Source organism: Qipengyuania sp. (genome assembly GCF_042095715.1).
Taxonomy (GTDB): domain Bacteria; phylum Pseudomonadota; class Alphaproteobacteria; order Sphingomonadales; family Sphingomonadaceae; genus Qipengyuania.
In genome coordinates this window covers 1-21064 of sequence record NZ_JBELMO010000023.1, presented here as the reverse complement: position 1 = coordinate 21064, position 21064 = coordinate 1, and the positions used below count along the sequence as shown (strand labels likewise).

Below are 21064 nucleotides of genomic sequence, written 5' to 3'. Positions count from 1 at the left end.
ATCAGGCAGCCACCTTGGCCAACGCGTCCTTTACGGCGGCGATGGCCGCACTGGCCTTCTCGCCATCGGGTCCGCCACCCTGCGCCATGTCGGGGCGCCCCCCGCCCCCCTTGCCGCCAAGCGCTTCCACCCCCACGCGAACCAGCTCGACCGCACTATATCGGTCGGTGAGATCGTCGGTTACAGCCACGGCGAAGGCGGCCTTGCCATCGTTGACCGCGCAGATCGCGGCCACGCCCGATCCCATTCGCTGCTTCGCCTGATCGAGCAACGGACGCAGTTCGCGCGGCTCCAGCCCCTCGATGACCTGTCCCGAGAAAGCGACCCCGGCAACATTCTCGTCCGCCTGCACGGGAGAGGCTCCGCCCCCGCCGCCCAGAGCAAGCGCCTTCTTTGCTTCCGACAGTTCCTTCTCGAGCCGCTTGCGCTCGTCCACCAGCGCCGAAACGCGCGATGCCGCATCGTCGGGGCTGGTCTTCAGCGCACCTGCGATGGCACGGACCGCCTCGTCGCGCGCGTTAAGCCACTGGAGAGCCGCTTCGCCCGTCAGCGCCTCAATCCGCCGCACACCGGAGGATACGGCGCTTTCGGATACGATCTTGAACAGCCCGATGTCGCCCGTCGCACGCACGTGAGTGCCGCCGCATAACTCCACCGAGTAATTGCGGCTGCCGTCGCGACGGCGTCCCATGGAAAGCACACGGACCTCTTCGCCGTATTTCTCCCCGAACAGCGCCAGCGCGCCCGCTTCGACCGCTTCATCCGGGCTCATCAACCGCGTACCGACCTGCTCGTTAGCGCGAATTTCCGCGTTAACCTCCGCCTCTACTGCCGCGATATCCTCTTCGGACAAAGGGCGCGGGTGCGAAAAGTCGAAGCGGAAACGGTCTTCCGCCACCAGCGAGCCTTTCTGCGTGACATGCTCGCCCAGCCGGTCGCGTAGCGCCGCATGGACCAGATGGGTGGCCGAATGGTTGGCACGGATACGGTCGCGCCGCTCGGTATCGACGGAAAGATGCACGCTGTCGCCCACCTTCACCGATCCGCCCGTAATCCGCCCCTTGTGGGCGTGCAGCCGGCCGAGCGGCTTGTTGGTCGTCTCGACTGACATCTCCAGCCCCTCGGGCGTCCAGATGCGCCCGGCATCGCCGCTCTGCCCGCCGCTTTCGCCATAGAAGGGGGTCTGGTTTGTCAGCACGGTAATCTCGTCCCCCTCGCCCACACTCTCGACCTCGGAGCCGTCCTTGACAATGGCAACGACCGCGCCTTCTCCGGTGGTGGCGGTGTAGCCGGTGAACTCGGTCGATCCTTCACGCTCCGCGATGTCGAACCACAGCTCCTCGCTCGCCGCCTCGCCCGAGCCCTTCCAGGCGGCCCGCGCGGCGGCTTTCTGCTCGGCCATGGCAGCATCGTAACCCGCCCGGTCCACCGTGATTCCGCGCGGACGCAGCGCGTCTTCGGTCAGGTCGTAAGGGAACCCATAGGTATCGTAGAGGCGGAATGCGGTTTCGCCAGGCAGCTCGCCCCCCTCGCCAAGGCTGTCCGTCGCATCGTCGAGCAGCTTGAGGCCCTTCTCCAGGGTACGGCGGAACTGCCTCTCCTCTCGCTCCAGCACTTCCTCGATCAGCGGCTGGCCGCGCTGCAATTCAGGATAGGCCTGCCCCATTTCGGTGACGAGTGCAGGCACCAGGCGGTGCATCAGCGGATCGGCCGCGCCCAGCAGATGCGCGTGGCGCATGGCGCGGCGCATGATCCGGCGCAGCACATAGCCGCGCCCCTCGCTGGACGGCAGCACGCCATCGGCGAGCAGGAAGCTGCTGGAGCGCAGGTGATCGGCAATCACCCGGTGGCTCGCCTGCCGTTCCCCCTCGGCCTTCGTATGGGTCAGCGCCTCGCTTGCCGCGATCAGCGCCTTGAAAGTGTCGATATCGTAATTGTCATGCACGCCTTGCATCACTGCGGAAATCCGCTCCAGCCCCATGCCGGTATCGATGCTCTTCTTGGGCAACTCGCCCACAATCTCGTCCGCCGCCTGCTCGAATTGCATGAAGACGAGGTTCCATATCTCGATGAAACGGTCCCCGTCTTCCTCGGGCGATCCCGGGGGGCCGCCCCAGATGTGATCGCCGTGATCGTAGAAGATTTCGGAGCACGGACCGCACGGGCCATCGCTGCCCATCGCCCAGAAATTGTCCTTGGTGGGGATGCGGATGATGCGATCGTCGCCGAAGCCGGTCAGCTTCTTCCACAGATCGAAGGCCTCATCGTCGGTATGATAGACGGTTACCAGCAGCTTTTCAGGATCGAGACCCCATTCCTTCGTCAACAGGGTCCACGCGTTGAGGATCGCCTGTTCCTTAAAATAATCGCCGAAGCTGAAATTGCCGAGCATCTCGAAGAAGGTGTGATGCCGCGCGGTATAGCCGACATTGTCCAGATCGTTGTGCTTGCCGCCCGCGCGCACGCATTTCTGGCTGCTGGTAGCGGTGGGCGCCGGTGGCGTCTCCAGCCCCGTGAAGGCGTTCTTGAACGGCACCATCCCCGCGTTGACGAACATCAGCGTGGGATCGGAGAACGGGATCAGCGGCGCGCTGGGCACCTTGGCATGACCCTGGGCGGCGAAGAAATCGAGGAAGCTCGAACGAATATCGTTGGTTGAAGTCATATCGCCGACCGAATTAGGCAATGCGCGGCGCTGTCACAAGCGCGTTAAACCGGTCACTGTGTGCGGGCGGTGACGATCCATGCCGCTGCGGGCAGGGAAACGCGGTTTCCCTCCCGCGCGTTCTCCAGCAAATCGCCCAATCGTTCGAGCGCGGTGCGGCGCGCCTCGTCACCCAGATTGGCCAGCGCCGAAGCGAGAGGGCCGATGTGGAGCAGGTAGTCGATCGCGTCCGCGACCGAATCCGCCCCCTCCCCAAAGATCATGGGATAATCGAGCGCATGGAACGCCGTATCGCGCCAGCCAGCGCGCGCCAACAAGTCGGCCACCCGGTCCCGGTCGGCGAAGGCGAAGGGACCGGGCGCCCCAGGATCGTCGGCGGGCGGCGCGGGCGGATCGTCCAGCACTCCCATCACCGCACCGACCCATTCGTTCTTCGCGCGGGCGCGGAAGCAGGAAAAAACAAGACGGGCATCCCTCGCGGCCCTTTCGGCCAAGTGCGAGAAGGCGGCGACGGGATCGGCAAAGAACATCACCCCGTGCCGCGACACCAGCAGATCGGGACCATGCGGCGGCGTGAAGCTGCCTGCGTCGGCGAGCGCGAAGGCGGTGTTAGGCAGGGAACCGCAGCGTGTTCGCGCGACGTCCAGCAGATCCTCAGATATGTCGACGCCGGTCACATGCGCCCTCCCGTCTGCGCTGGCGAGCGCACAGGTAATCTCCCCCGCACCGCAACCGATATCCAACGCATGGGCAAACGGGCCCGCCCGCGCGGCATCGAGCAAGTGCGGGGTCAGCGCGCGAAAGCTGCGGTCGGTGCGCTGCCACTGCTCCGCCCAGCTCGATCCGACCCGACCGGTCCACTCGCGGGTGTCCGTCACCCGATTACCAATTGAAATAGGGGCCGCCGCGCTCGCGGGCGCGCTGCCAGGCGGGGCGGGCGTGGATGGCCTCCACGAACTTCGCGAGCCGGGGGGCCTTGTCGCCATAGCCCTGCATCAGTGCAATTTCCGCGGGGAAGCTCATCATGACATCGGCGGCAGTCCAGTCGTCGCCCACGAAGTGGAGATTGTCGCCGATATTGTCCTCCGCAAAAGCGATGTGGGCGGCAAGCTGCTCGTCCACGCGCGGCATCAGCGGGGCGGCGGCATCGCCCAGGCGCCCTGCGTAGAGCTTGAGCATGACCGGTACGAAGAAGCTGCTTTCGCCGAACTGCATCCATTCGAGGTGGCGCACATGGTCCTCACTTACCGGATCGGGCAGCCATCCTCCGCCGCCGTGCCGCTCGCACAGATATTGGATGATCGCGCCGCTCTCTGCCACCCTCAAGCCATCATCCTCGATAAGCGGCGACTTGCCTAGTGGATGAGCCTTCTTCAGCTCCGGCGGCGCCAGATTGGTCGTGGCATCGCGCTGATACGCGGCGATCTCATAGTCCGCGCCAAGCTCTTCCAGCAGCCAGAGGACGCGCTGCGAGCGCGAGTTGTTGAGATGGTGGACGGTGATCAAGGCGGGTCTCCCGTGGGTTTGTGATTTGCGCGTAACCCTACACGAAGACGGCGCGCGATCCATGGGGCGTATGGTCGCGGCAGACGGCAAAAGCGCGGGCCGGTATATCGAGAGGCGGGTAAGCTAGAAACCGCCCCGCCGGTTTCTCCCTGCGCGGACACCGGGACACCAGGTGTCGGGCGGTTTCGAATCGGAGCTGACTTGCGCTCGGATGATACCTCGGCGGCGGCCCGTGTCATACGCAAGCACGTTGGCAGGGGTTATATTGTAGCGGCTTGGCACGACGAAGTTCGTATGTCAGGTATTACTCTGTGAAGATTGCCACGCAAATCATGGCGTTAGGCGCCGCCATTTTGGGCGCCTGCATCGCTGAACCTCTTCTGGCACAGGATGATGCCGGACATGCGGTTCTTGCCGATCCGGAGGGGAAACCGATCGTAATCGGTTCCGCGCACGAGATTTCATCAAGCGTCTATGGTGAAACCAAACTGATCAGCGTGCGACTGCCGCGCGGCTATGCCGATGATCCTGATCGGCGATACCCCGTGGTTTTCTCGGTCGACGGCGGCCCGGAACAGGATTTCGAGCTACTGTCCGGCATCGCCGCGGAAGCCGAATTCTCGACCAGTTTCGAGCCCTTCATCCTCATCGGCGTTCGCACGGACAATCGCTATGCGGAACTCACGCCTCCGCTCGAACGGATGAAACCGGAGACTTTGACCGAAATTTTCGGAGATCGGATGCAGCCGGACGGCGCACCGAAGTTCCGTGAGTTTCTCGCGCGCGATGTCATTCCATGGGCGACCTCTCGTTACCGAACGGATCGCAAGGTCCTGACGGCCGCCTCGCTCGGGGGCGTGTTCGTGGTGGATACCCTACTCGAAAATCCGGAATTGTTCGACGACTATATCGCGCTCACGCCCAGCGTCTGGTGGGATGAAGGACGCGTGGTGGACGAGGCCGCAACGAAGCCCGCCGCCCAGGCGCCCTCGGACCGGCGGATATACATCACCATGGGCGACGAGGGTGTCGGCAACCGGTCAGGCGAATGGCTGCAAACGCTGGTGTCCGCCTTCAGCAGCAGCGCGCCCGATGGATTGAAATGGGTCTTCGTGGACCGTGCGGGCAGTGAGGAGCACCGTACCATGGCCCTGATGGGCTGGCTCGATGCCTTTCGCACGCTTTTTCTGAAGCCGGCGCGTATACGGGCAGCCCCATCCCGTTTCTTTACGATAGCGGCAAGGCTCCGCAATACACACGGGGTGCGCGGGCCAATATCGACGCGGGACCATGCCGCAGTGAAATTGCGAGGCCAGCAAGCTGGGCCGAGAAGAATGCCGCCCCCGGCGCCTTTTACGGTTGGTGCCTGCTGATGAAGCCGGGCGCAACGTTGACCGCAGGCAACTTCGGACCCGAAGATTTCGGCATGGGGAATCTGGAAGGAGAGTGACGGTCCAGCCATCCGCAGGCCCCCGGTCGCGCCCCCCCAAGCCGGGCTTTGCCGCGTCGACTGCAATCGGGGTTGCTGACACGGGCTCGGCTTTTGGCCGGACGTACTGCAAAGCCGTCATGAGGCTAACGAACTCGCTGCCCAACGGCTCGATAATCCAAGTTCGGAGTGGGCATCTGATCGACAGCTATTGGACAAGTCCTATTAATTGCAGCCATTCATCGTTCGTCTGAGGTTGACGATCCATTGTCACTGCATCAGCAGGCAATTGAAGCCATTTCTGTTTACTTTGAACCCAGAGATGAGCTTTCGGCACTATATCGACGCTGTTATCGAGCGTGCCACAGCGAAGCGAAGCAAATCCCTCGCGTCGATCATTCTCGGCAAAAATGCGCGCCTTGCAGATCGCGCAACCGTAAATGGATGATTTCGCTCCGCTGGGTTGCATCAATGTTCCAACGTCAAGTTGACCGTCGATTTCAAGGTCTCTTCGAGCAATGAGCATATGTTCGCTGAAAGCGCTGCCCGTCCGGGCCTGGCATTCGGTGCAATGACAGGCATAGGGGCTCATTCGCATGCCCACACGAAGTAAATAGGTGACCGCTCCACGAGCGCACCTTCCTGTCAATTCACCTTTCATCGTGCTTCTCCCCTCCCAGAATCAATTTGTCTGATCTCCAATAGCAGATATTGGAATTCTGCGCCACGGTAGGAAAGTCCGCAATTACCGTTGTTTTGCGATTGCCCGCTTTCGGCAATCACTTATACTATTCCGCATGAGCGAACAGCTAGAAATACGGCGAGCGTCTCTTGATCAGGTCGATGAGGTCCGTGATCTGACACTAAGGGCTTATCAGAAGTGGCTACCTGTAACGCCGCGAAAGCCACGGCCGATAACAGCAGATTACAATACGGCTATTCATCGGCATCCTTTTGATTGTCTTTATCGAAACGAAGTCCTGGTTGGCTTGGTGGAAACCGTTGCTCATGATACGGAACTGATGATGGTGAATGTCGCTGTTGATCTTGATTGCCAAGGTCGAGGCTATGGCACCCGTCTGATGCGACATGCAGAGGCTTTAGCGCGAGCAAAGATTGTCTGCCACCCGCCTCTACACCAACAAACTGATGATCGAAAATATCGCGCTCTATCAAAGGCCTAGGATATTGTTTTGAAAAGGAGACATTGCACGATCATGGAACCGTAGCGGTTCACATGGTGCGTCCGCTTTCGAAAAAGAGCTAACTTGTTTTTTGGCATCAGGATTGTCCGTACCCTTACCACTTTTGGGGAGAGTTGCGTAGGAGCAGCACATCCGCCTTCAGGAAATGCGGGGAGGCGGCCCTATATCTGCAATTAGCTGGGAAGCGGGCAGACATCACGCGCACTTCCATGCAGGCGGTATAGAATTCTTTAGACTTCGGAGGCTAACGGTTGTGCCGTGGTTTACCCCAGTCATCATGCTCCCCCGCTTGCACCTCTGCCCTGTCTTGCGCGACGCTATCGTTGCTGGTCGCTTGGATGAACTCGGGGCTCTGGCTAAGCGTCTCTGCTCCCATAGGCGGCAGCAAGAGACACTTTTATGCCCTTGATTTAGTCAGGGGCGTCGCAGCTCTTGCAGTAGCCCTCTATCACTATGTCCATTTTTTCTTCCCACCGGGCACCGAAGCTCCGATTGCCGGACATGCCGCGCATCTTCCGCTCAGCGGAATGCTCAGCCCGTTCTATAACTACGGCTATATCGCAGTTCAGATATTCTGGATGATTTCTGGGTTTGTATTTGCTGCAGTCTACATCGGGCGAGAAGCCACAACGCGGAGCTTCGTGGTCAGCCGCTTTGCTAGGTTATATCCGCTCCACCTCATTACGTTGCTGGTGGTTGCTACTCTCCAATATGTGCGCCTCGCATCCCTCGGTACATTCCAAATTTACATCTGGAACGACACAGCACACTTACTGCTCCAACTGATTTTCGCTTCGAATTGGGGTTTGCAGAACGGACATTCCTTCAACGGCCCGATCTGGTCGGTATCTGTAGAAGTGCTGATCTATGCTGTATTTTGGTTAACTCTGCCGTTCCTCTACCGGCGCGGGCTCATCGGTCCCGCTTCTGCTTGTTTAATATCGCACTTCATCTGGGCATCGGGACTGGTCGGCGACTTTATCGGTCAGTGCGCCTACTACTTTTTCGCTGGAACAGCGGTTTACGCAGCCTTTTTCCTACTGCGTAAAAGACCGTTGCTCCTCCCCGCGCTCGGGATTGGCGCGACAATGACGGTAGTCGTTATCGTGAGCGCGGCCCCCTTCGGCATTAGCGACATTCTTCCGATGATCCTGCCCCCGTCGTTCCTCCTATTGGCAAGTTTTGAGTATAGTGCTATCTCTAAAGCGCTCCAGCATGTCCGCTGGCTGGGCGACTCTACTTATGGAATTTACCTTTGGCACGTTCCTATACAGCTTCTACTACTGCTCGTTCTTGATGGATTGGTGGGAAGCCGAGTGGTAGTTTCACATCCGGCGTTCTTATTATTCTACCTCACGCTTCTTTTGACTGTCGCGCGTCTATCCTTTATTTATATCGAACGTCCGGCACGGTCATACTATGCTCAGCGGACACAGCCGCGGGAACGGCTCTCTTTCGCAACCTAATTAGGCCGAGTTGTTACGATCTTTCCATGGTAATGTCATGCCGCACGACCGCAAAGCGTTGGCATCGTCGCCGCGTATCTCGGGGAGCCATGCATCGTCGAAAAAAATCAGGCTGGAGATCGGGCGTCTGAATATGGATTCAGAAACCATGGCAATGGAGTTATCAGCAGAATGGCGGCTTTCTCGGCGGGAAGCGTCATTGTAGCCCTTCGCTTGAGGTATCGTGATGGTCCAAACCGGGAGCAAGCGTGTCCAGAACCATTTCCGCTACTCGGCATTCCTATCACTGTATCCCGTTTCGATCCGGTTCGGGAATCCCCATCGCGACTTGGACGTGAAGTCAAGCGGGACATGGGTCGTTTGGCCAAAGAAAGCGATAACTCTTTGCTCGCTTTGGTAAATTACTGCTCTGCATTAGAGCCAAGAATAGTATTCAAACATCAGAACGTACCCGTTTCGACCGCGCAGTTGCCTTGCTTGACGCGGGGTCAAAACAAAAGCCGGCGCGGCGGGGGGCGGGGAGTGGTGCCGCCGCCCGCCCGCGCCAGGTAGGACGGGACAATCGCGCCGGGGACAGTCTCGGCAGGAGACGAGCGCGAACGGAAAAGAGCCCGTCCGGGGCGGTGCACCGGGAATCACGGGCAGGTGCCCGGTGCGCCGTTTTTAGGCAAATTCTGATGGGTGCCCCAGCCTGCCGCCCCCTGGGCAGCGACAAAGACTTGCCCCTATTCGTCGTCGGCGTCGGAGCCGGTCATCATCTCTTCGGCGACCTCGTCTTCCTTGCCGCGGATCGCGGCTTCGATGCGGTCGCAGATCTCGGGATTTGCCTTGAGATAAGTCTTGGCGTTCTCGCGGCCCTGACCGATGCGGATGCTGTCGTAGCTGAACCAGCTGCCCGATTTCTCGACCACGCCCGCCTTGACGCCGAGATCGAGGATCTCGCCGATCTTGGAGATGCCTTCGCCATACATGATGTCGAATTCCACCTGCTTGAACGGAGGGGCGACCTTATTCTTCACCACCTTCACCCGCGTCGCATTGCCGATGATCTCGTCGCGATCCTTGATCTGGCCGGTCCGGCGGATGTCGAGCCGGACCGAGGCGTAGAACTTGAGCGCGTTGCCGCCGGTCGTGGTCTCCGGATTGCCGTACATCACGCCGATCTTCATGCGCAGCTGGTTGATGAAGATCACCATGCACTTGGACCGGTTGATGGAGCCGGTCAGCTTGCGCAAGGATTGCGACATCAGCCGGGCCTGAAGGCCAACGTGGCTGTCGCCCATCTCGCCTTCGATCTCGGCGCGCGGAACCAGCGCGGCGACCGAGTCCACCACCAGCACGTCGATCGCATTGGAGCGGACCAGCGTATCCGTGATTTCCAGAGCCTGCTCGCCCGTGTCGGGCTGCGAGACGATCAGCTCATCGATATCGACGCCCAGCTTCTTGGCATAGACCGGGTCCAGCGCATGTTCGGCATCCACGAAGGCGGCGGTGCCGCCGTTCCTCTGCGCCTCGGCAATTACATGCAGCGCCAGCGTGGTCTTGCCCGAGCTTTCAGGCCCGTAGACCTCGATCACGCGGCCCTTTGGCAGACCGCCCACGCCCAGCGCAATGTCCAGACCCAGCGACCCGGTCGAAATGGATTCGACCTGCATCGCTTCTTTCTGGCCCAGCTTCATCGCCGAACCCTTGCCGAACGCGCGATCAATCTGCGCGAGCGCCGCATCCAATGCCTTCTGACGATCCGTATCCACGTTCTTGCCTTCCACCAGCTTCAGATTGGCCGCCATGGCACATGCCTCCTCGCGATAGCCAGAGCCGGGGAGCGACTCTTCCACACGAAGCTATGTACGCGTTTCGTTCCAAAAGAACAAGTGGTGAACGAAAATAATTCCGCGGTCAGGCGGAGACCGACTGCGCGTTCAACACCTCGGCCACCTTGGCGCCGATCTGCTGGACCGAAAAAGGTTTGGGAATGAAGAACATGTTGTCGATATCGATCTGGTTCCGGAGCTGTTCCTCGGCATATCCGGACATGAACAGGATCGGGATCTCGGGCATGACCTGCCGGATCGCGCGGGCCATGGCGGGCCCGTCCATTGCTGGCATCACGACGTCGGAAACCACCAGGTCGAAGGGGCCCTTGCCAGCTGTGACGAAGCCCAGCCCCTCTTCCCCGTCGCGCGCCGCCGTCACCGTGAAGCCCGACCGCGTCAGCGCGCGTTCCGCTACGGCGCGGACCATGTCCTCGTCCTCGACGAGGAGGATGCTGGCGCCACCCGACCATTCGCTTGCGCGCTCCCTCGCCTCCTCGTTGGAGCGCAGTGCGGCGGGCATTTCGCCCCTGTAGACAGGCAGATAGACCGTGAAGCGGGCACCGGCGGGCGCGCCGTCCTTGCCCGGCACAATGTCCGCGAAAATGAAGCCGTTGGACTGCTTCACGATGCCGTAGACGGTGGACAGGCCCAGCCCGGTGCCCTTGCCCTGTTCCTTGGTGGTGAAGAACGGCTCGAAGATCTTGTTCAGCACCGCCTCCGGAATGCCGCCTCCAGTATCCTGCACGATCAACGCAGTGTAGTCGTCGGCCGGCATGATATCGATGCCCATCTTGCGCACGTCCCGCGCGGTGAGGCGGCGGGTGGCAAGCGTCAGACGCCCGACCGCATCCTGGCCCAGCTTGGCAGCGTGAGACTGCATCGCGTCGCGCGCGTTGACGGCGAGGTTGATGATGACCTGTTCCAGCTGCTGCGGATCGGCGCGGACCGGCCCCAGCTCGCGATCGTGCCGGACAGTGAATTCGATGCTCGGGCCGAGCAGCCGCTTCAGCAGCTGGCTGACCTCGCTCACCACGTCGGGCACCTGCAGCACGACAGGGCGCAGCGTCTGCTGCCGGCTGAAGGCCAACAACTGCCGCGTCAGGCTGGCGGCCCGGTTGGAATTGGCCTTGATCTGCTGAATGTCGTCGTAATCGCTGTCGCCCGGCGTGTGGCGCAGCAGCATCAGATCGCAATAGCCGATGATCGCGGTGAGCACGTTGTTGAAATCGTGCGCCACGCCGCCCGCCAGCTGGCCCACCGCCTGCATCTTGGTCGCCTGCGCCACCTGCCGGCGAAGGCGCTTTTCCTCGCTGGAATCGGTGATCGAAAGCAGCACCGCGGCATCGCCCAGCCCCCGCACATGTGCGAGTCCGATCGAAACGGGCTCTTCCTTGTCGCCCGCCAGCCGCACGGCCATGTCCCCGCCCGCAGTGCCGCCCTTGGCGAAGCGGCGCACCGAATCCGCGATGGCGGCCTTGTCCTCACGTACCACAAGGTCGCTGGGATAGGCGGGCAGCCCCTTTTCCTCGCGATCGACCGCGCGCAGGAAGGCCTGGTTGGCGAAGAGAAAACGCCCATCGCGATCGGTCAGCGCCAGGCCCAAAGGCAATAGCAGCAGCAGGCTCTCGAGTTGCCGGAAGGCGCTTTCCGCCTGGCTGTCCCAGTTCGACCCGATCCCCACGCTGCTGTCGATCAGCAGCATCAGGAACGGAGCCTCGGCGGCCACCGCGCCGCGGCTGTTGCGCTGTTCGAGCGGGATGTTGACCAGCGTCTGGGGCGAACCCTGCTGCCCTTCGCGGGCGAAATAGATCCGGTCCTGCTCGTCGGAGCGCAGCAGCTGGACGAATTCCTTGCCCTTGATCTCTGCGTCGTATGCCCCGGTCGACCGCTCGGCGAGGCCGGGCGTGTGGCCGATGATGATCCCTTCCGGATTGACGAGCGCGAACTCCAGTCCGGCGCGGGACATCATCCGGCCGAACTGGCCTGACAGGCGTTCCGCCATGCCGTCATAGCTGCGCTCGGGCGCGTTCTCGGTAAAGGTCCAGACAAGATAATCCTCGCCCCGCCCCACGCGGCGCAGATCGAGACTGTAGAGACGCCCGCTTCCGTCATGCGCCAGCTTGGGCGCCTCGCCCTTCCCCTCGCGCCAGGCCTGTCGCGAGGCGAGCGTGACGGCCTCTCCACTCACGCCCGAAAACCCGATCTCGGTAGGGGATTCCAGGTTCTCGAACCATTCAGAGTAGGTGGTGTTCGCGCAGACGAGGCGATTGGCGCGGTCCGTGATGGCGATGGCCCGACGCGAATTCTCGATCGCGGCGGCAGTGACGGTCCAGTCCGGGAGGGACGCTTCGGTCAGGGCGACGGGTTTCGCCGTCCGCGACAGGGCCGTCAAAGCCAGCCCCAACACGATCACTCCGCCCGCATAGGCAGCGGCGACGAGACCGGAGCCCGCCGCAATCCAGATAACGAGCGTGGAAATGAAAAACGCCGCCGCAAGCCCTGCTGCCAGGCGCTTGGGAGGGGCCGTTTCCAGACTCGTCAAACGCTCCGCCAGCGCGTTCATCTCAACTCGCCCTGTTGCTGCTGCTGCTGCTGGGCGGCGCGGCGGAGATGGGCCGCGGCAACACGCCGGCGGCGCTTCCGGCCCACGACCAGACGCCACACCGCGCTGGCCACCAGATAGCCGATGGCCGACGAAAGGATGGCCAGCACCACGAAACCGAAAGCGGTGATGCCCGCGGTTTCGAACCATCCCGCCAGAACGCCGCTGTTGCTCGCCAGATCACCCGCTGCCTGCGACATGACCGGGCTCTCGATATCGAGCATGAACGCGCCCACCCGGTTCGCGGCGATCAGCCAGAACGGCAGGGTCAGCGGATTGGTGACGAACGTCGTCAGCGCCGCCAGCGGCACATTGGCACGAGCCGGCAAGGCCAGGAACGCTGCCAGAAATACCTGACCCAGCGGCACAATGAAGCCGGCGAACAATCCCAAAGCCACCCCGCGCGGCACGCTGCGACGGGTGAAGCGCCACAGTTCCGGCGACAGGAACCTATGGGCTATCGGTGCCAGATACTTGTTTTCGGCCAGTTCCTCACGCGTGGGCATGCTGGGCACGAAGCGCTTGCGCGAACGGGATTTGGATTCGGGTTTGCGCATGATCTCTAGGCCGCCATGCGACGGCAGTTTTCGGAGGGCAAGTGGGCTGCGGTCACTTGCCCGATATGGATAGTCAGGCTGAACGCACAATGTCCATTTGCCCGCCTATCAACCTTTATCGCGCATCAGCCGCGCCTTGTCCCGTTTCCAGTCGCGTTCCTTGATCGCATGACGCTTGTCGACCGTCTGCTTGCCCTTCGCCAGTGCCAGTTCGACCTTGGCGCGGCCGGTCCGGTTGAAATAGATCGAAAGGGGGATCAGCGTCATGCCCTTGCGCTCGACCGCGCCGAACAGTCGCTCGATCTCGCGCCCGTGCAGCAGCAGTTTGCGGGGCCGGCGCGGCTCGTGGTTTAGCCGGTTGCCGTGGGTATATTCCGGAATATTGGCGTTGACCAACCAGACCTGCCCGTCACGCACTTCGGCATAGCTTTCGCGAATGCTGGCCTCGCCCGCGCGCAGCGCCTTCACCTCCGTGCCCGACAGCGCCAGCCCCGCTTCGAGCGTATCTTCGATCGAATAGTCGAACTTCGCGCGGCGATTGTCCGCGACGGTTTTCTGCTTGTCGAAGGTTGCGGGTTTTGGTCGAGCCATAAGGGCGCGCGATGTAGGCGCTCGCGAAGCAAAGGGAAAGGTGCCGAGGGAATTTGGCAGGCCGCGACTGTCGTTCCCATCCGGCGCGGTATAGTCGGCTGTGAAGGACAGAGGGTCTTTTCGATGAGAAACAACATCTTCCACGCTCGTCGAACGGAGCATTATCGATCCACGCCGCTCCTGTATCCTGGGGGCGAGTGAACCTGCAAAACGGCATTTACCGCTGCGCCGTTTCAGGATGCGGGCAAGCCATCTCCGGTGGTGACCCTCGATGAAGAGGATCACTGGCTCTCGCGCACGGCAACCCGGAAGCAGATCCTGGAAGCTGCGGTCGCGTTCGTGGAAAAGCACAACCCGCCCGGCTGATTCCGCTTGCCAAGCGCCCCGTGCCGCGACGACATCGCGAAAGGGGGATACGGCGATGAACCAGATAAGCGCGGCGGCCACCGAGCCTTTCCTTATCGGGAGCGAGACGATCCCGCCCGGCGAAGAGCGCTTCGTGGCCATCCCGGTCAGCCGCCAGGTGACGGGGTTTTCCGCCGACCTTTCGCTCAAGGTCCTGCATGGTGCGCGCACGGGCCCTTGCGTTTTCGTGAGCGCCGCGATCCATGGGGACGAGATCGTGGGCACCGCCATCATCCAGACGCTGCTGAAGCGGCTCGACCCCCGGTCGCTGGCGGGCACGCTGATCCTGGCACCGGCCGTCAACATCTACGGCTTCATGCAGCACAGCCGCTACCTGCCCGACCGGCGCGATCTCAATCGCAGCTTCCCGGGCAGCACCAAGGGCTCTCTGGCCTCGCAACTGGCCCATACCTTCTTCGAGCATGTGATCGAGCGTTGTTCGCTAGGCATCGATCTGCACACCGCCGCCGTCCACCGCTACAACCTGCCGCAGATCCGCATCGCTTCGGGCAATCCCTATCTGGTGGAACTGGGCATGGCCTTCGGCGCGCCGGTAATCATTGAAAGCCCGCTTCGCGAAGGGTCAATGCGCGAACTGGCGCACCGCCACCATACCCCGATGCTGCTGCTGGAGGCGGGCGAGGCGCTGCGTTTCGACCGCCTGTCCATCGAGATCGGGGCCGAGGGGATCGAGCGGGTGCTGGCCCACATCGGCATGATCGCCGCCGACGACGGGTTGACCCACGTCGGCATCCCGGCCCGCGCCAACCATTCCACCTGGGTCCGCGCCCCCCGTGGCGGCGTGACTCACCGAGCCTGCAAGTCGGGCGACACCGTCCTGAGGGGAGAGACGTTGGCCCATGTCACCGGACTGTTCGGGGAGGATCCCGCGCCCATCATCAGCCCCATCGACGGGATCGTCATCGGCCACGCCACTTTGCCCGTGGTCGACCAGGGTGATGCCGTGTTCCATATCGCCGAAGTCGCCAATCTGGAACACGCCGGCGACCGGATCGAGACCATCACAGAGGCGATCCTGGCGAGCGAACCGACAGGCCCCGCCCAGCCGCTGCTGGACGAGGATGAGGTGCTATAGATCCTGATAAGCTTTGAGGATCGGACGATACGGGCCATCGCCTTTCCAGCCCACCCGCCCGGCTTGGTTTGCATCCCCATCGCAGGTGACTAGTTAATCCGCCCTGCCCATATGGCCCCGGCGAAGGGCTATCCCCGCAGCCCCGCATGATCCAGCGCCGCGTCCACGGCGGCCTTCGCATGGTCGGAACATTCCACCAGCGGCAGGCGCACGTCCGGGTTCAGCCAGTCATGCACCCGGCTGAGCGCATATTTCACCGGCGCCGGGCTGGCATCTTCGAACATGGCGTAGTGCAGCGGATACAGCCGGTCGTTGAGTTCGCGTGCACGCGTCAGGTCGTCGTCAGCGCAGGCGGACTGGAATTCGGCGCACAGCGCGGGCGCTACATTTGCGGTCACCGAAATGCAGCCCACCGCGCCCGCGGCACTGGCCATTAGCGCCAGCTCGTCATCACCCGAAAGCTGGCAGAAATCCTTGGAAATTCCCATGCGGTGATCGACGACGCGGGACAGATCGCCGCTTGCATCCTTGATACCCACGATCCGGTCGGGGAAACGCTTCGCCAGTTCGCAGACCGTTTCGGGCACGATATCGGTGACCGTGCGGCCCGGCACGTTGTAAAGCACGATGGGCAGATCGCTGTTCTGGGCCAGATGGCTGAAATGGGCGATAAGGCCCGCCTGCCCCGGCCGGTTGTAATACGGCGCCACGCAGAGCCCCGCCGCCGCCCCCGCCTTGCGCGAAAAGCGCATGTGAAGCAGCGCGTTGTTGGTATCGTTGGAGCCGCATCCCGCGATTACCGGAACCCGGCCAGCAGCCTGTTCCACGCAGATTTCGATCACCCGATGGTGTTCGGCGTTGGACAGGGTGGAGGCTTCCCCGGTTGTGCCGCAGGCGACGAGGCCAGTGGAGCCTTGCTCTATCTGCCAGTCCACCAAACGGCGAAAAGCTGCTTCGTCCAGTGCGCCGTCCTTGAACGGGGTAATGAGGGCGGGAATTGAGCCAGAGAACATTTTGGGAAGTCCTGCGTTGGGCCGAAGACGGGATTTTTCGTGCCGGGCGGTCGTATCGAGAACGGTATTATCGCCCACGGTGTTCAGGGCCTGATAAGGAGGCGGGGGCTAGTATGTCCAGCATGGGTCATAGCTATCTTTTTCGTATGCTCGTCGGCACGGCAGTGCTGGCGACCGGTGGTGCCGTTTACGCGCAGGACGCGGCCAGTTGGGACCGTGCGCGCACCGATCTGGTGGCTCAGGGGCCCGGACGGATGGCGGGCGCGATCTCGCGCTGGGAATATCTGACCGCGCGCGACAATCTGGGCTTTTCCGATTACGCCAATTTTGTCACAAGCTATCCCGATTTTCCCAAGACCGAGACGCTCCGTCGCCGGGCGGAACGCGCCCTTGACCGCGATGCCCCCTCGACCGAACAGCTGATCGCCTTCTTCGACCGGCAGCCGCCGCTCACCAATGCGGCCAAGGCCCGCTATGCGCTGGCGCTGGCAACCAAGGGCCGGCCCGAGGCGCCGGTGGTGGCGCGCGCCGCCTGGCGCGGCGGCGCGATGCCAGGCCCCGCCGAAGCCTATCTTGAAGGGCTTTACGGCAGTCAGTTCACCGCCGAAGATCACGCCGCGCGGATGGATGCCCTGCTGTGGCAAGGCAATGCAGAAACTGCGGTCCGGCAGATCCTGAAGCTTCCCATGGGGCCGGACCGCGATCTGGCCATGGCGCGGCTTTCGCTGCTTCAGGGCCAATCGCCGGAAGGCGCGGGCCTGTCCGTGCCGGCCGACGCGGTGCGCGATCCGGGCTATATATACAATCTCGCCCGCTATCAGCGCACCAGCGGCAATCTTCCCGGCGCGATCGCGACGCTTGCCAACCGGCCGGAGGCGCGCAAGCTGCCCTTCGACCAGGAAGCCATGATCACCGAGATGCTGCGTGTCGCACGGGGTGCGGGAGCGGATTCCGCCGCACGCATCGCGAGCAAGGTGGACGATCTCTTCGCCGACGAGGCGGATCTCACCAGCAAGAGCTATCGCCTGCGTGACGATTACACTTCGCTGATGTGGCTGGGCGGCACCAAGGCCCTGTGGGACCTGGGCGATGGCCGCCGCGCGGCCCCAATGTTCTATCGCTATGGCGCCGCGGCACAGACCACCCCTACCCGTTCCAAGGGCTTCTACTGGGCAGGACGCGCAGCGGCGCGGGGCGGAGACCGGGCGGAAGCGAACCGGTATTACGCCCTTGCCGCGCAATATGCCGATCGTTTCTACGGCCAGCTCGCGCTCAAGGAACTGGGCCGCTCGCAGCCCTCGCTGGCCGGATCCTCGCTCGCCCTGCCCACTCCGGAACAGACGCGGGCTTTCGAAGCGAAGCCGCTGGTCGCCGCCGTAAGGGAAGTCGCTCGGGACGCGCCATGGCGCACGGGCGTCCAGTTCTACCGCGAACTTGCCGATCAGGCGCAAACGCCGGAAGATCATGCGCTGGTCGCCGCTCTTGCCCGGGAGATCGGGCGCCGCGATCTGGCCGTGATCCTGTCCGATTCCGCTGCCGCGGACGGCCATTACGATTTCGTGGCACAAGGCCATCCCGTCGTTCCCGCACCGCCGGGTACCAACTGGACGATGGTCCATGCCATCGCCCGGCAGGAAAGCCAGTTCGCCGGAAATGCCATCAGCCACGCCGGCGCGCGCGGACTGATGCAGCTGATGCCCGGCACTGCGCGCGAGCAGGCGGGCAAGATGGGCATCACCTACATGTCCGCCGACCTCATCGAATCGGCCGATACCAATATCCGCTTGGGCGATGGCTATTTCGGCCGGATGATGGATTATTACGGCGGTGCCTATCCGCTGGCCGTGGCGGCGTACAACGCCGGGCCGGGTAATGTGAACAAATGGCTGCGCGCCAATGGCGATCCGCGCACGGGCGGGGTCGCATGGGTAGACTGGATAGAACAGATCCCGATCTACGAGACCAAGAACTATGTGCAGCGCGTGCTGGAAAACGCGGCGAATTACGAACAGCTTTATCCCAACCGGGCGCAATTCGGCACACCGCGCACGGCGGGCGATTTCCTGCGCTAGGGGGCGTTAGCCCCACGTTCTTGCTCAGCGTTCCAGCGGCACGCCGGGTGCGTGCTTGCTGGTGCGGATCGTCAGGCTGGTCTTGATGCTGGCGACATTGGGGGCCGGGGTCAGCTTGCTGGTCAGGAATTCCTGAAAGCTCTGAAGATCGCGGCTCACGATCTTCAGGATGAAATCGATCTCGCCGTTGAGCATGTGCACTTCGCGCACCTCGGGAAGATCGCGCATCGCATCCTCGAACGCGCGCAAATCCTCCTCCGCCTGGCTCTTGAGCGAGACCATGGCGAACACCGTGATGGTGAAGCCCAGCTTCGACGGGTCGAGATCGGCGTGGTAGCCGCGGATGATCCCGTCATCCTCCAGCGCGCGCACCCGGCGCAGGCATGGCGGCGCGGTCAGGCCGACGCGCTGCGCCAGTTCCACATTGGTAATCCGCCCCTGGTCCTGCAGTTCGCCAAGCAGCTGTTTATCGATCTGATCCAGATGTGCCATCCGTTTGCCTCTTGCCCCCCGGTTACGTCCGTGCGCCATTTTATGTTGCGAAATGATGGCACCGCGAAATCTTGCGTATGAGCATATGATCAAAAAGCGCAGGAGGAAACAATTAAGTATTTGCCCCGCCACGTCCCGCTTTGCGACGTCGGACAAAACTGGCCTCGGGGGTTGGCGACGGGCGCGATATGAATGCTTCGACGGCGGCGATACCTGCAGACACGCGATGTCTCCCGCCCGCAGAGGGAATCATTCGTGCATTTCGACGATCGCCTGGCCACCGTGCTGCAGCATCGCGCATCCGGCGCCCGCGCTGCGCGCGTGCAGTTCAGGCAGCTGATCGATCTGCTTGGCGAACCCACGGGGATCACGGATCCGGTGCTGGACCGCGCGGCCTATCGCCGGCTCGACGCGCTGGCTCGACTGTTGCCTATCGCCGACCGTGCGCGGATCGTAGCCGAAGTCGGCGCGCGGATCCGGACGTCCAAGCTGCTCGCCTTTCTGGCGCAGGCCGATGCCGAAATCGCTCTTGCCGCCCTCGCTCGCGCCACCTTGAGCGAGGCACAGTGGCAGGCACTGATCCCGGAACTGCCCATTCGCGCACGCGGTCTGCTGCGCCACCGCCGCAGCCTGCCGCCGCTGGCGATTTCACTGCTGGACCGTCTGGGCGTGCAGGACCGCGTTCTGCCCGAACCGGCTTTCCCGCAGGTCGACCCGGTCGAAGTCCGATCATCGTCGTCCGAAGAACCAGAAGATTCTGATTTCAAATCAGTTTTTGATTGGATCGAATCCGCCGAACAGACCATGGACGAGTTGCGGCAAAACGACAATTCCAGCGCTGGCGAACTCGCCGCGCTAATCGGCCGGATCGAGGCGTTTCAGCGCGCCCGCGAGCACCGTGCCTCGACAGACAGCCCCGACTCCCCGCGCCTCCCTCTGGGCGAAGATCACGAGGATGAACCGGCCGCCGACCTGCCGCCCGCCTTCGTTTTCACCGCCGACGCCGCCGGTCGGATCGATTGGGCCGAAGGTCGTTACGCTCCGCTGCTGACGGGTGCGCCGCTTGCACCGCGCACTCCCGCGCATCTGCCGCCGGCCGATCCTCTGGGAGCCGCGCTCAGATTCCGCCGTCCGGTCGAGGGCGCGACGGTCGAGTGGAGTGGTCCAGCCGCCATATCGGGCACCTGGATTGTGGATGTCGCGCCGCGGCTCGATCCCGCCGCGGGCCAATTCACCGGTTTTATAGGGCGCTGCCGCCGCCCCGCCACCTCAGAGCCCAACTTGCGCGCGAGAAAGACGGCAGAGAAAATCCATCAGCTGCTCCATGAATTGCGCAACCCGATCACCGCAATTCAGGGGTTTGCGGAAGTCATCCAGCAGCAAACGGTCGGGCCCGTCCCGCACGCCTACCGCGCACACGCCGCCAGCATCGCGCACGAATCGGCCCGCCTGCTCGCCGCTTTCGAGGAGATCGAGCGCCTGGCCCACATTGAGGCTGGCACAATGGATGATGTTTCCGGACAATGCGATTTCGCACTGATCGTCCGGCGACAGGTGGCTCAGCTTTCCACGAACCTTTCGCCCCGAGTCGCCCGAATGGACCTGGATTGTCGCGTGGCCGATTCTTTGGTGCCGCTAACGGCCGACAACGCCGAGCATGTCGCCTGGCGGATTCTGGGCACCGTCGCGGCGGCAATGGGAGGCGGCGAGACAATCGCGACGACGCTGGATCGCAAGGATCACACGCTACGCCTCACCGTGGTGCTGCCAGCCGCTCTGGCCCGCTCGGCAGACGTATTTTCCGGCGAAGCGCGATCGGCGCCGAGCCAGTTGGATACCGGCCTTCTTGGAAGCGGCTTTACCCTTCGCCTCGCCCGGGCGGAGGCCCGCGCGGCCGGCGGCGATCTGACGCGAGAAACTAGCGGCGGTGTTGACCACCTCCTTCTCTGCCTGCCGATGGACGACGCGACCGATCAGCCCGATAGCGATCGCGTCGGTGCGGCGGAGCGATTGCATCACCGTACATGACACGCGAAAGCTTGCAGTCCGGGGAAGTGGGGGCTAGGCGCGCGGCCTTGCTGGTGCGCAACCGGCGGGCCTGTAGCTCAGCGGTTAGAGCTGGCCGCTCATAACGGCTAGGTCGCGGGT

General features: G+C 62.8%; 16 protein-coding genes. 6 read left to right on the top strand and 10 right to left on the bottom strand.

The genetic code is table 11. From position 1 onward, the window contains the following. Position 1 precedes the first annotated feature (1 nt). Genes alaS through ACFDTG_RS07655 form a run of 3 tightly spaced genes read right to left on the bottom strand, consistent with a single transcriptional unit; the run spans position 2 to position 4171 of the window. On the bottom strand, positions 2-2665 hold the full coding sequence (gene alaS / locus ACFDTG_RS07665; RefSeq protein ID WP_375290439.1) for an alanine--tRNA ligase: 2664 nt from the start codon (positions 2663-2665) through the stop codon (positions 2-4). Positions 2666-2718: 53 nt separating this feature from the next. Next, the gene (locus ACFDTG_RS07660) at positions 2719-3543 is read right to left on the bottom strand and encodes a class I SAM-dependent methyltransferase (protein WP_375290438.1); all 825 of its coding nucleotides are present in this window, start codon (positions 3541-3543) and stop codon (positions 2719-2721) included. A gap of 4 nt (positions 3544-3547) precedes the next feature. After that, complete coding sequence (locus tag ACFDTG_RS07655) at positions 3548-4171, bottom strand: glutathione S-transferase family protein (protein WP_375290437.1); 624 nt, start codon at positions 4169-4171, stop codon at positions 3548-3550. Between the two features lie 332 nt (positions 4172-4503). On the opposite strand from ACFDTG_RS07655, the gene ACFDTG_RS07650 reads away from it, so the two are divergent. Next, positions 4504-5544, top strand: a complete 1041-nt coding sequence (locus ACFDTG_RS07650) for an alpha/beta hydrolase (RefSeq protein ID WP_375290436.1) — start codon at positions 4504-4506, stop codon at positions 5542-5544. Positions 5545-5808: 264 nt separating this feature from the next. Here the strand turns inward: ACFDTG_RS07650 and ACFDTG_RS07645 are convergent, their stop codons facing one another. Further along, positions 5809-6261 carry a GFA family protein gene (locus ACFDTG_RS07645; RefSeq protein WP_375290435.1) on the bottom strand — a complete coding sequence of 151 codons (453 nt, stop codon included), beginning with the start codon at positions 6259-6261 and terminating at the stop codon, positions 5809-5811. A 136-nt stretch (positions 6262-6397) separates the two neighbouring features. Here ACFDTG_RS07645 and ACFDTG_RS07640 point away from each other — a divergent pair, with 136 nt between their 5' ends. Both ACFDTG_RS07640 and ACFDTG_RS07635 read left to right on the top strand, forming a co-directional pair. Beyond that, positions 6398-6784, top strand: a complete 387-nt coding sequence (locus tag ACFDTG_RS07640) for a GNAT family N-acetyltransferase (protein ID WP_375290434.1) — start codon at positions 6398-6400, stop codon at positions 6782-6784. A 359-nt stretch (positions 6785-7143) separates the two neighbouring features. Beyond that, positions 7144-8271, top strand: coding sequence for an acyltransferase family protein (locus tag ACFDTG_RS07635; RefSeq protein WP_375290433.1), 1128 nt, complete (start codon positions 7144-7146; stop codon positions 8269-8271). 725 nt (positions 8272-8996) lie between these two features. Here the strand turns inward: ACFDTG_RS07635 and recA are convergent. The 4 genes from recA to smpB all read right to left on the bottom strand — a co-directional run bounded on the left by recA (position 8997) and on the right by smpB (position 13838). Further along, positions 8997-10061 carry a recombinase RecA gene (recA, locus tag ACFDTG_RS07630; protein ID WP_375290452.1) on the bottom strand — a complete coding sequence of 355 codons (1065 nt, stop codon included), beginning with the start codon at positions 10059-10061 and terminating at the stop codon, positions 8997-8999. Between the two features lie 109 nt (positions 10062-10170). After that, complete coding sequence (locus tag ACFDTG_RS07625; RefSeq protein WP_375290432.1) at positions 10171-12651, bottom strand: response regulator; 2481 nt, start codon at positions 12649-12651, stop codon at positions 10171-10173. Next, a complete protein-coding gene (locus ACFDTG_RS07620) occupies positions 12648-13247 on the bottom strand; it encodes a DUF2062 domain-containing protein (protein ID WP_375290431.1) in 600 nt (199 codons plus the stop codon). Before ACFDTG_RS07620 ends, ACFDTG_RS07625 begins: the two co-directional genes overlap by 4 nt. Before the next feature lie 108 nt (positions 13248-13355). Next, the gene (smpB, locus tag ACFDTG_RS07615) at positions 13356-13838 is read right to left on the bottom strand and encodes an SsrA-binding protein SmpB (protein WP_375290430.1); all 483 of its coding nucleotides are present in this window, start codon (positions 13836-13838) and stop codon (positions 13356-13358) included. 421 nt (positions 13839-14259) lie between these two features. Between smpB and ACFDTG_RS07610 the strand changes: the two genes are divergently transcribed. Beyond that, positions 14260-15339, top strand: coding sequence for a succinylglutamate desuccinylase/aspartoacylase family protein (locus ACFDTG_RS07610; protein ID WP_375290429.1), 1080 nt, complete (start codon positions 14260-14262; stop codon positions 15337-15339). A gap of 128 nt (positions 15340-15467) precedes the next feature. Here the strand turns inward: ACFDTG_RS07610 and dapA are convergent, their stop codons facing one another. After that, positions 15468-16352 (bottom strand): 4-hydroxy-tetrahydrodipicolinate synthase, encoded by an 885-nt coding sequence (gene dapA / locus ACFDTG_RS07605; RefSeq protein ID WP_375290428.1) that lies wholly within the window; start codon positions 16350-16352, stop codon positions 15468-15470. 113 nt (positions 16353-16465) lie between these two features. Here dapA and ACFDTG_RS07600 point away from each other — a divergent pair, with 113 nt between their 5' ends. Continuing rightward, entirely contained in the window at positions 16466-18424 is a 1959-nt protein-coding gene (locus ACFDTG_RS07600; RefSeq protein WP_375290427.1) for a lytic transglycosylase domain-containing protein, read from the top strand. A 24-nt stretch (positions 18425-18448) separates the two neighbouring features. On the opposite strand, the gene ACFDTG_RS07595 is transcribed toward ACFDTG_RS07600, so the two are convergent. Beyond that, complete coding sequence (locus ACFDTG_RS07595; RefSeq protein WP_375290426.1) at positions 18449-18916, bottom strand: Lrp/AsnC family transcriptional regulator; 468 nt, start codon at positions 18914-18916, stop codon at positions 18449-18451. Between the two features lie 255 nt (positions 18917-19171). On the opposite strand from ACFDTG_RS07595, the gene ACFDTG_RS07590 reads away from it, so the two are divergent. Continuing rightward, positions 19172-20944, top strand: a complete 1773-nt coding sequence (locus tag ACFDTG_RS07590) for a sensor histidine kinase (protein ID WP_375290425.1) — start codon at positions 19172-19174, stop codon at positions 20942-20944. The last annotated feature ends 120 nt before the right edge of the window (positions 20945-21064 follow it).

Bases quoted from the DNA above. Each gene is read 5' to 3' on its own strand.
- ACFDTG_RS07595 (WP_375290426.1), bottom strand. From the start codon at position 18,916: ATGGCACATCTGGATCAGATCGATAAACAGCTGCTTGGCGAACTGCAG.
- ACFDTG_RS07635 (WP_375290433.1), top strand. From the start codon at position 7,144: ATGAACTCGGGGCTCTGGCTAAGCGTCTCTGCTCCCATAGGCGGCAGC.
- ACFDTG_RS07620 (WP_375290431.1), bottom strand. From the start codon at position 13,247: ATGCGCAAACCCGAATCCAAATCCCGTTCGCGCAAGCGCTTCGTGCCC.
- ACFDTG_RS07650 (WP_375290436.1), top strand. From the start codon at position 4,504: ATGGCGTTAGGCGCCGCCATTTTGGGCGCCTGCATCGCTGAACCTCTT.
- dapA (WP_375290428.1), bottom strand. From the start codon at position 16,352: ATGTTCTCTGGCTCAATTCCCGCCCTCATTACCCCGTTCAAGGACGGC.
- ACFDTG_RS07610 (WP_375290429.1), top strand. From the start codon at position 14,260: ATGAACCAGATAAGCGCGGCGGCCACCGAGCCTTTCCTTATCGGGAGC.
- alaS (WP_375290439.1), bottom strand. From the start codon at position 2,665: ATGACTTCAACCAACGATATTCGTTCGAGCTTCCTCGATTTCTTCGCC.
- ACFDTG_RS07645 (WP_375290435.1), bottom strand. From the start codon at position 6,261: ATGAAAGGTGAATTGACAGGAAGGTGCGCTCGTGGAGCGGTCACCTAT.
- ACFDTG_RS07640 (WP_375290434.1), top strand. From the start codon at position 6,398: ATGAGCGAACAGCTAGAAATACGGCGAGCGTCTCTTGATCAGGTCGAT.
- ACFDTG_RS07600 (WP_375290427.1), top strand. From the start codon at position 16,466: ATGTCCAGCATGGGTCATAGCTATCTTTTTCGTATGCTCGTCGGCACG.
- smpB (WP_375290430.1), bottom strand. From the start codon at position 13,838: ATGGCTCGACCAAAACCCGCAACCTTCGACAAGCAGAAAACCGTCGCG.
- ACFDTG_RS07625 (WP_375290432.1), bottom strand. From the start codon at position 12,651: ATGAACGCGCTGGCGGAGCGTTTGACGAGTCTGGAAACGGCCCCTCCC.
- recA (WP_375290452.1), bottom strand. From the start codon at position 10,061: ATGGCGGCCAATCTGAAGCTGGTGGAAGGCAAGAACGTGGATACGGAT.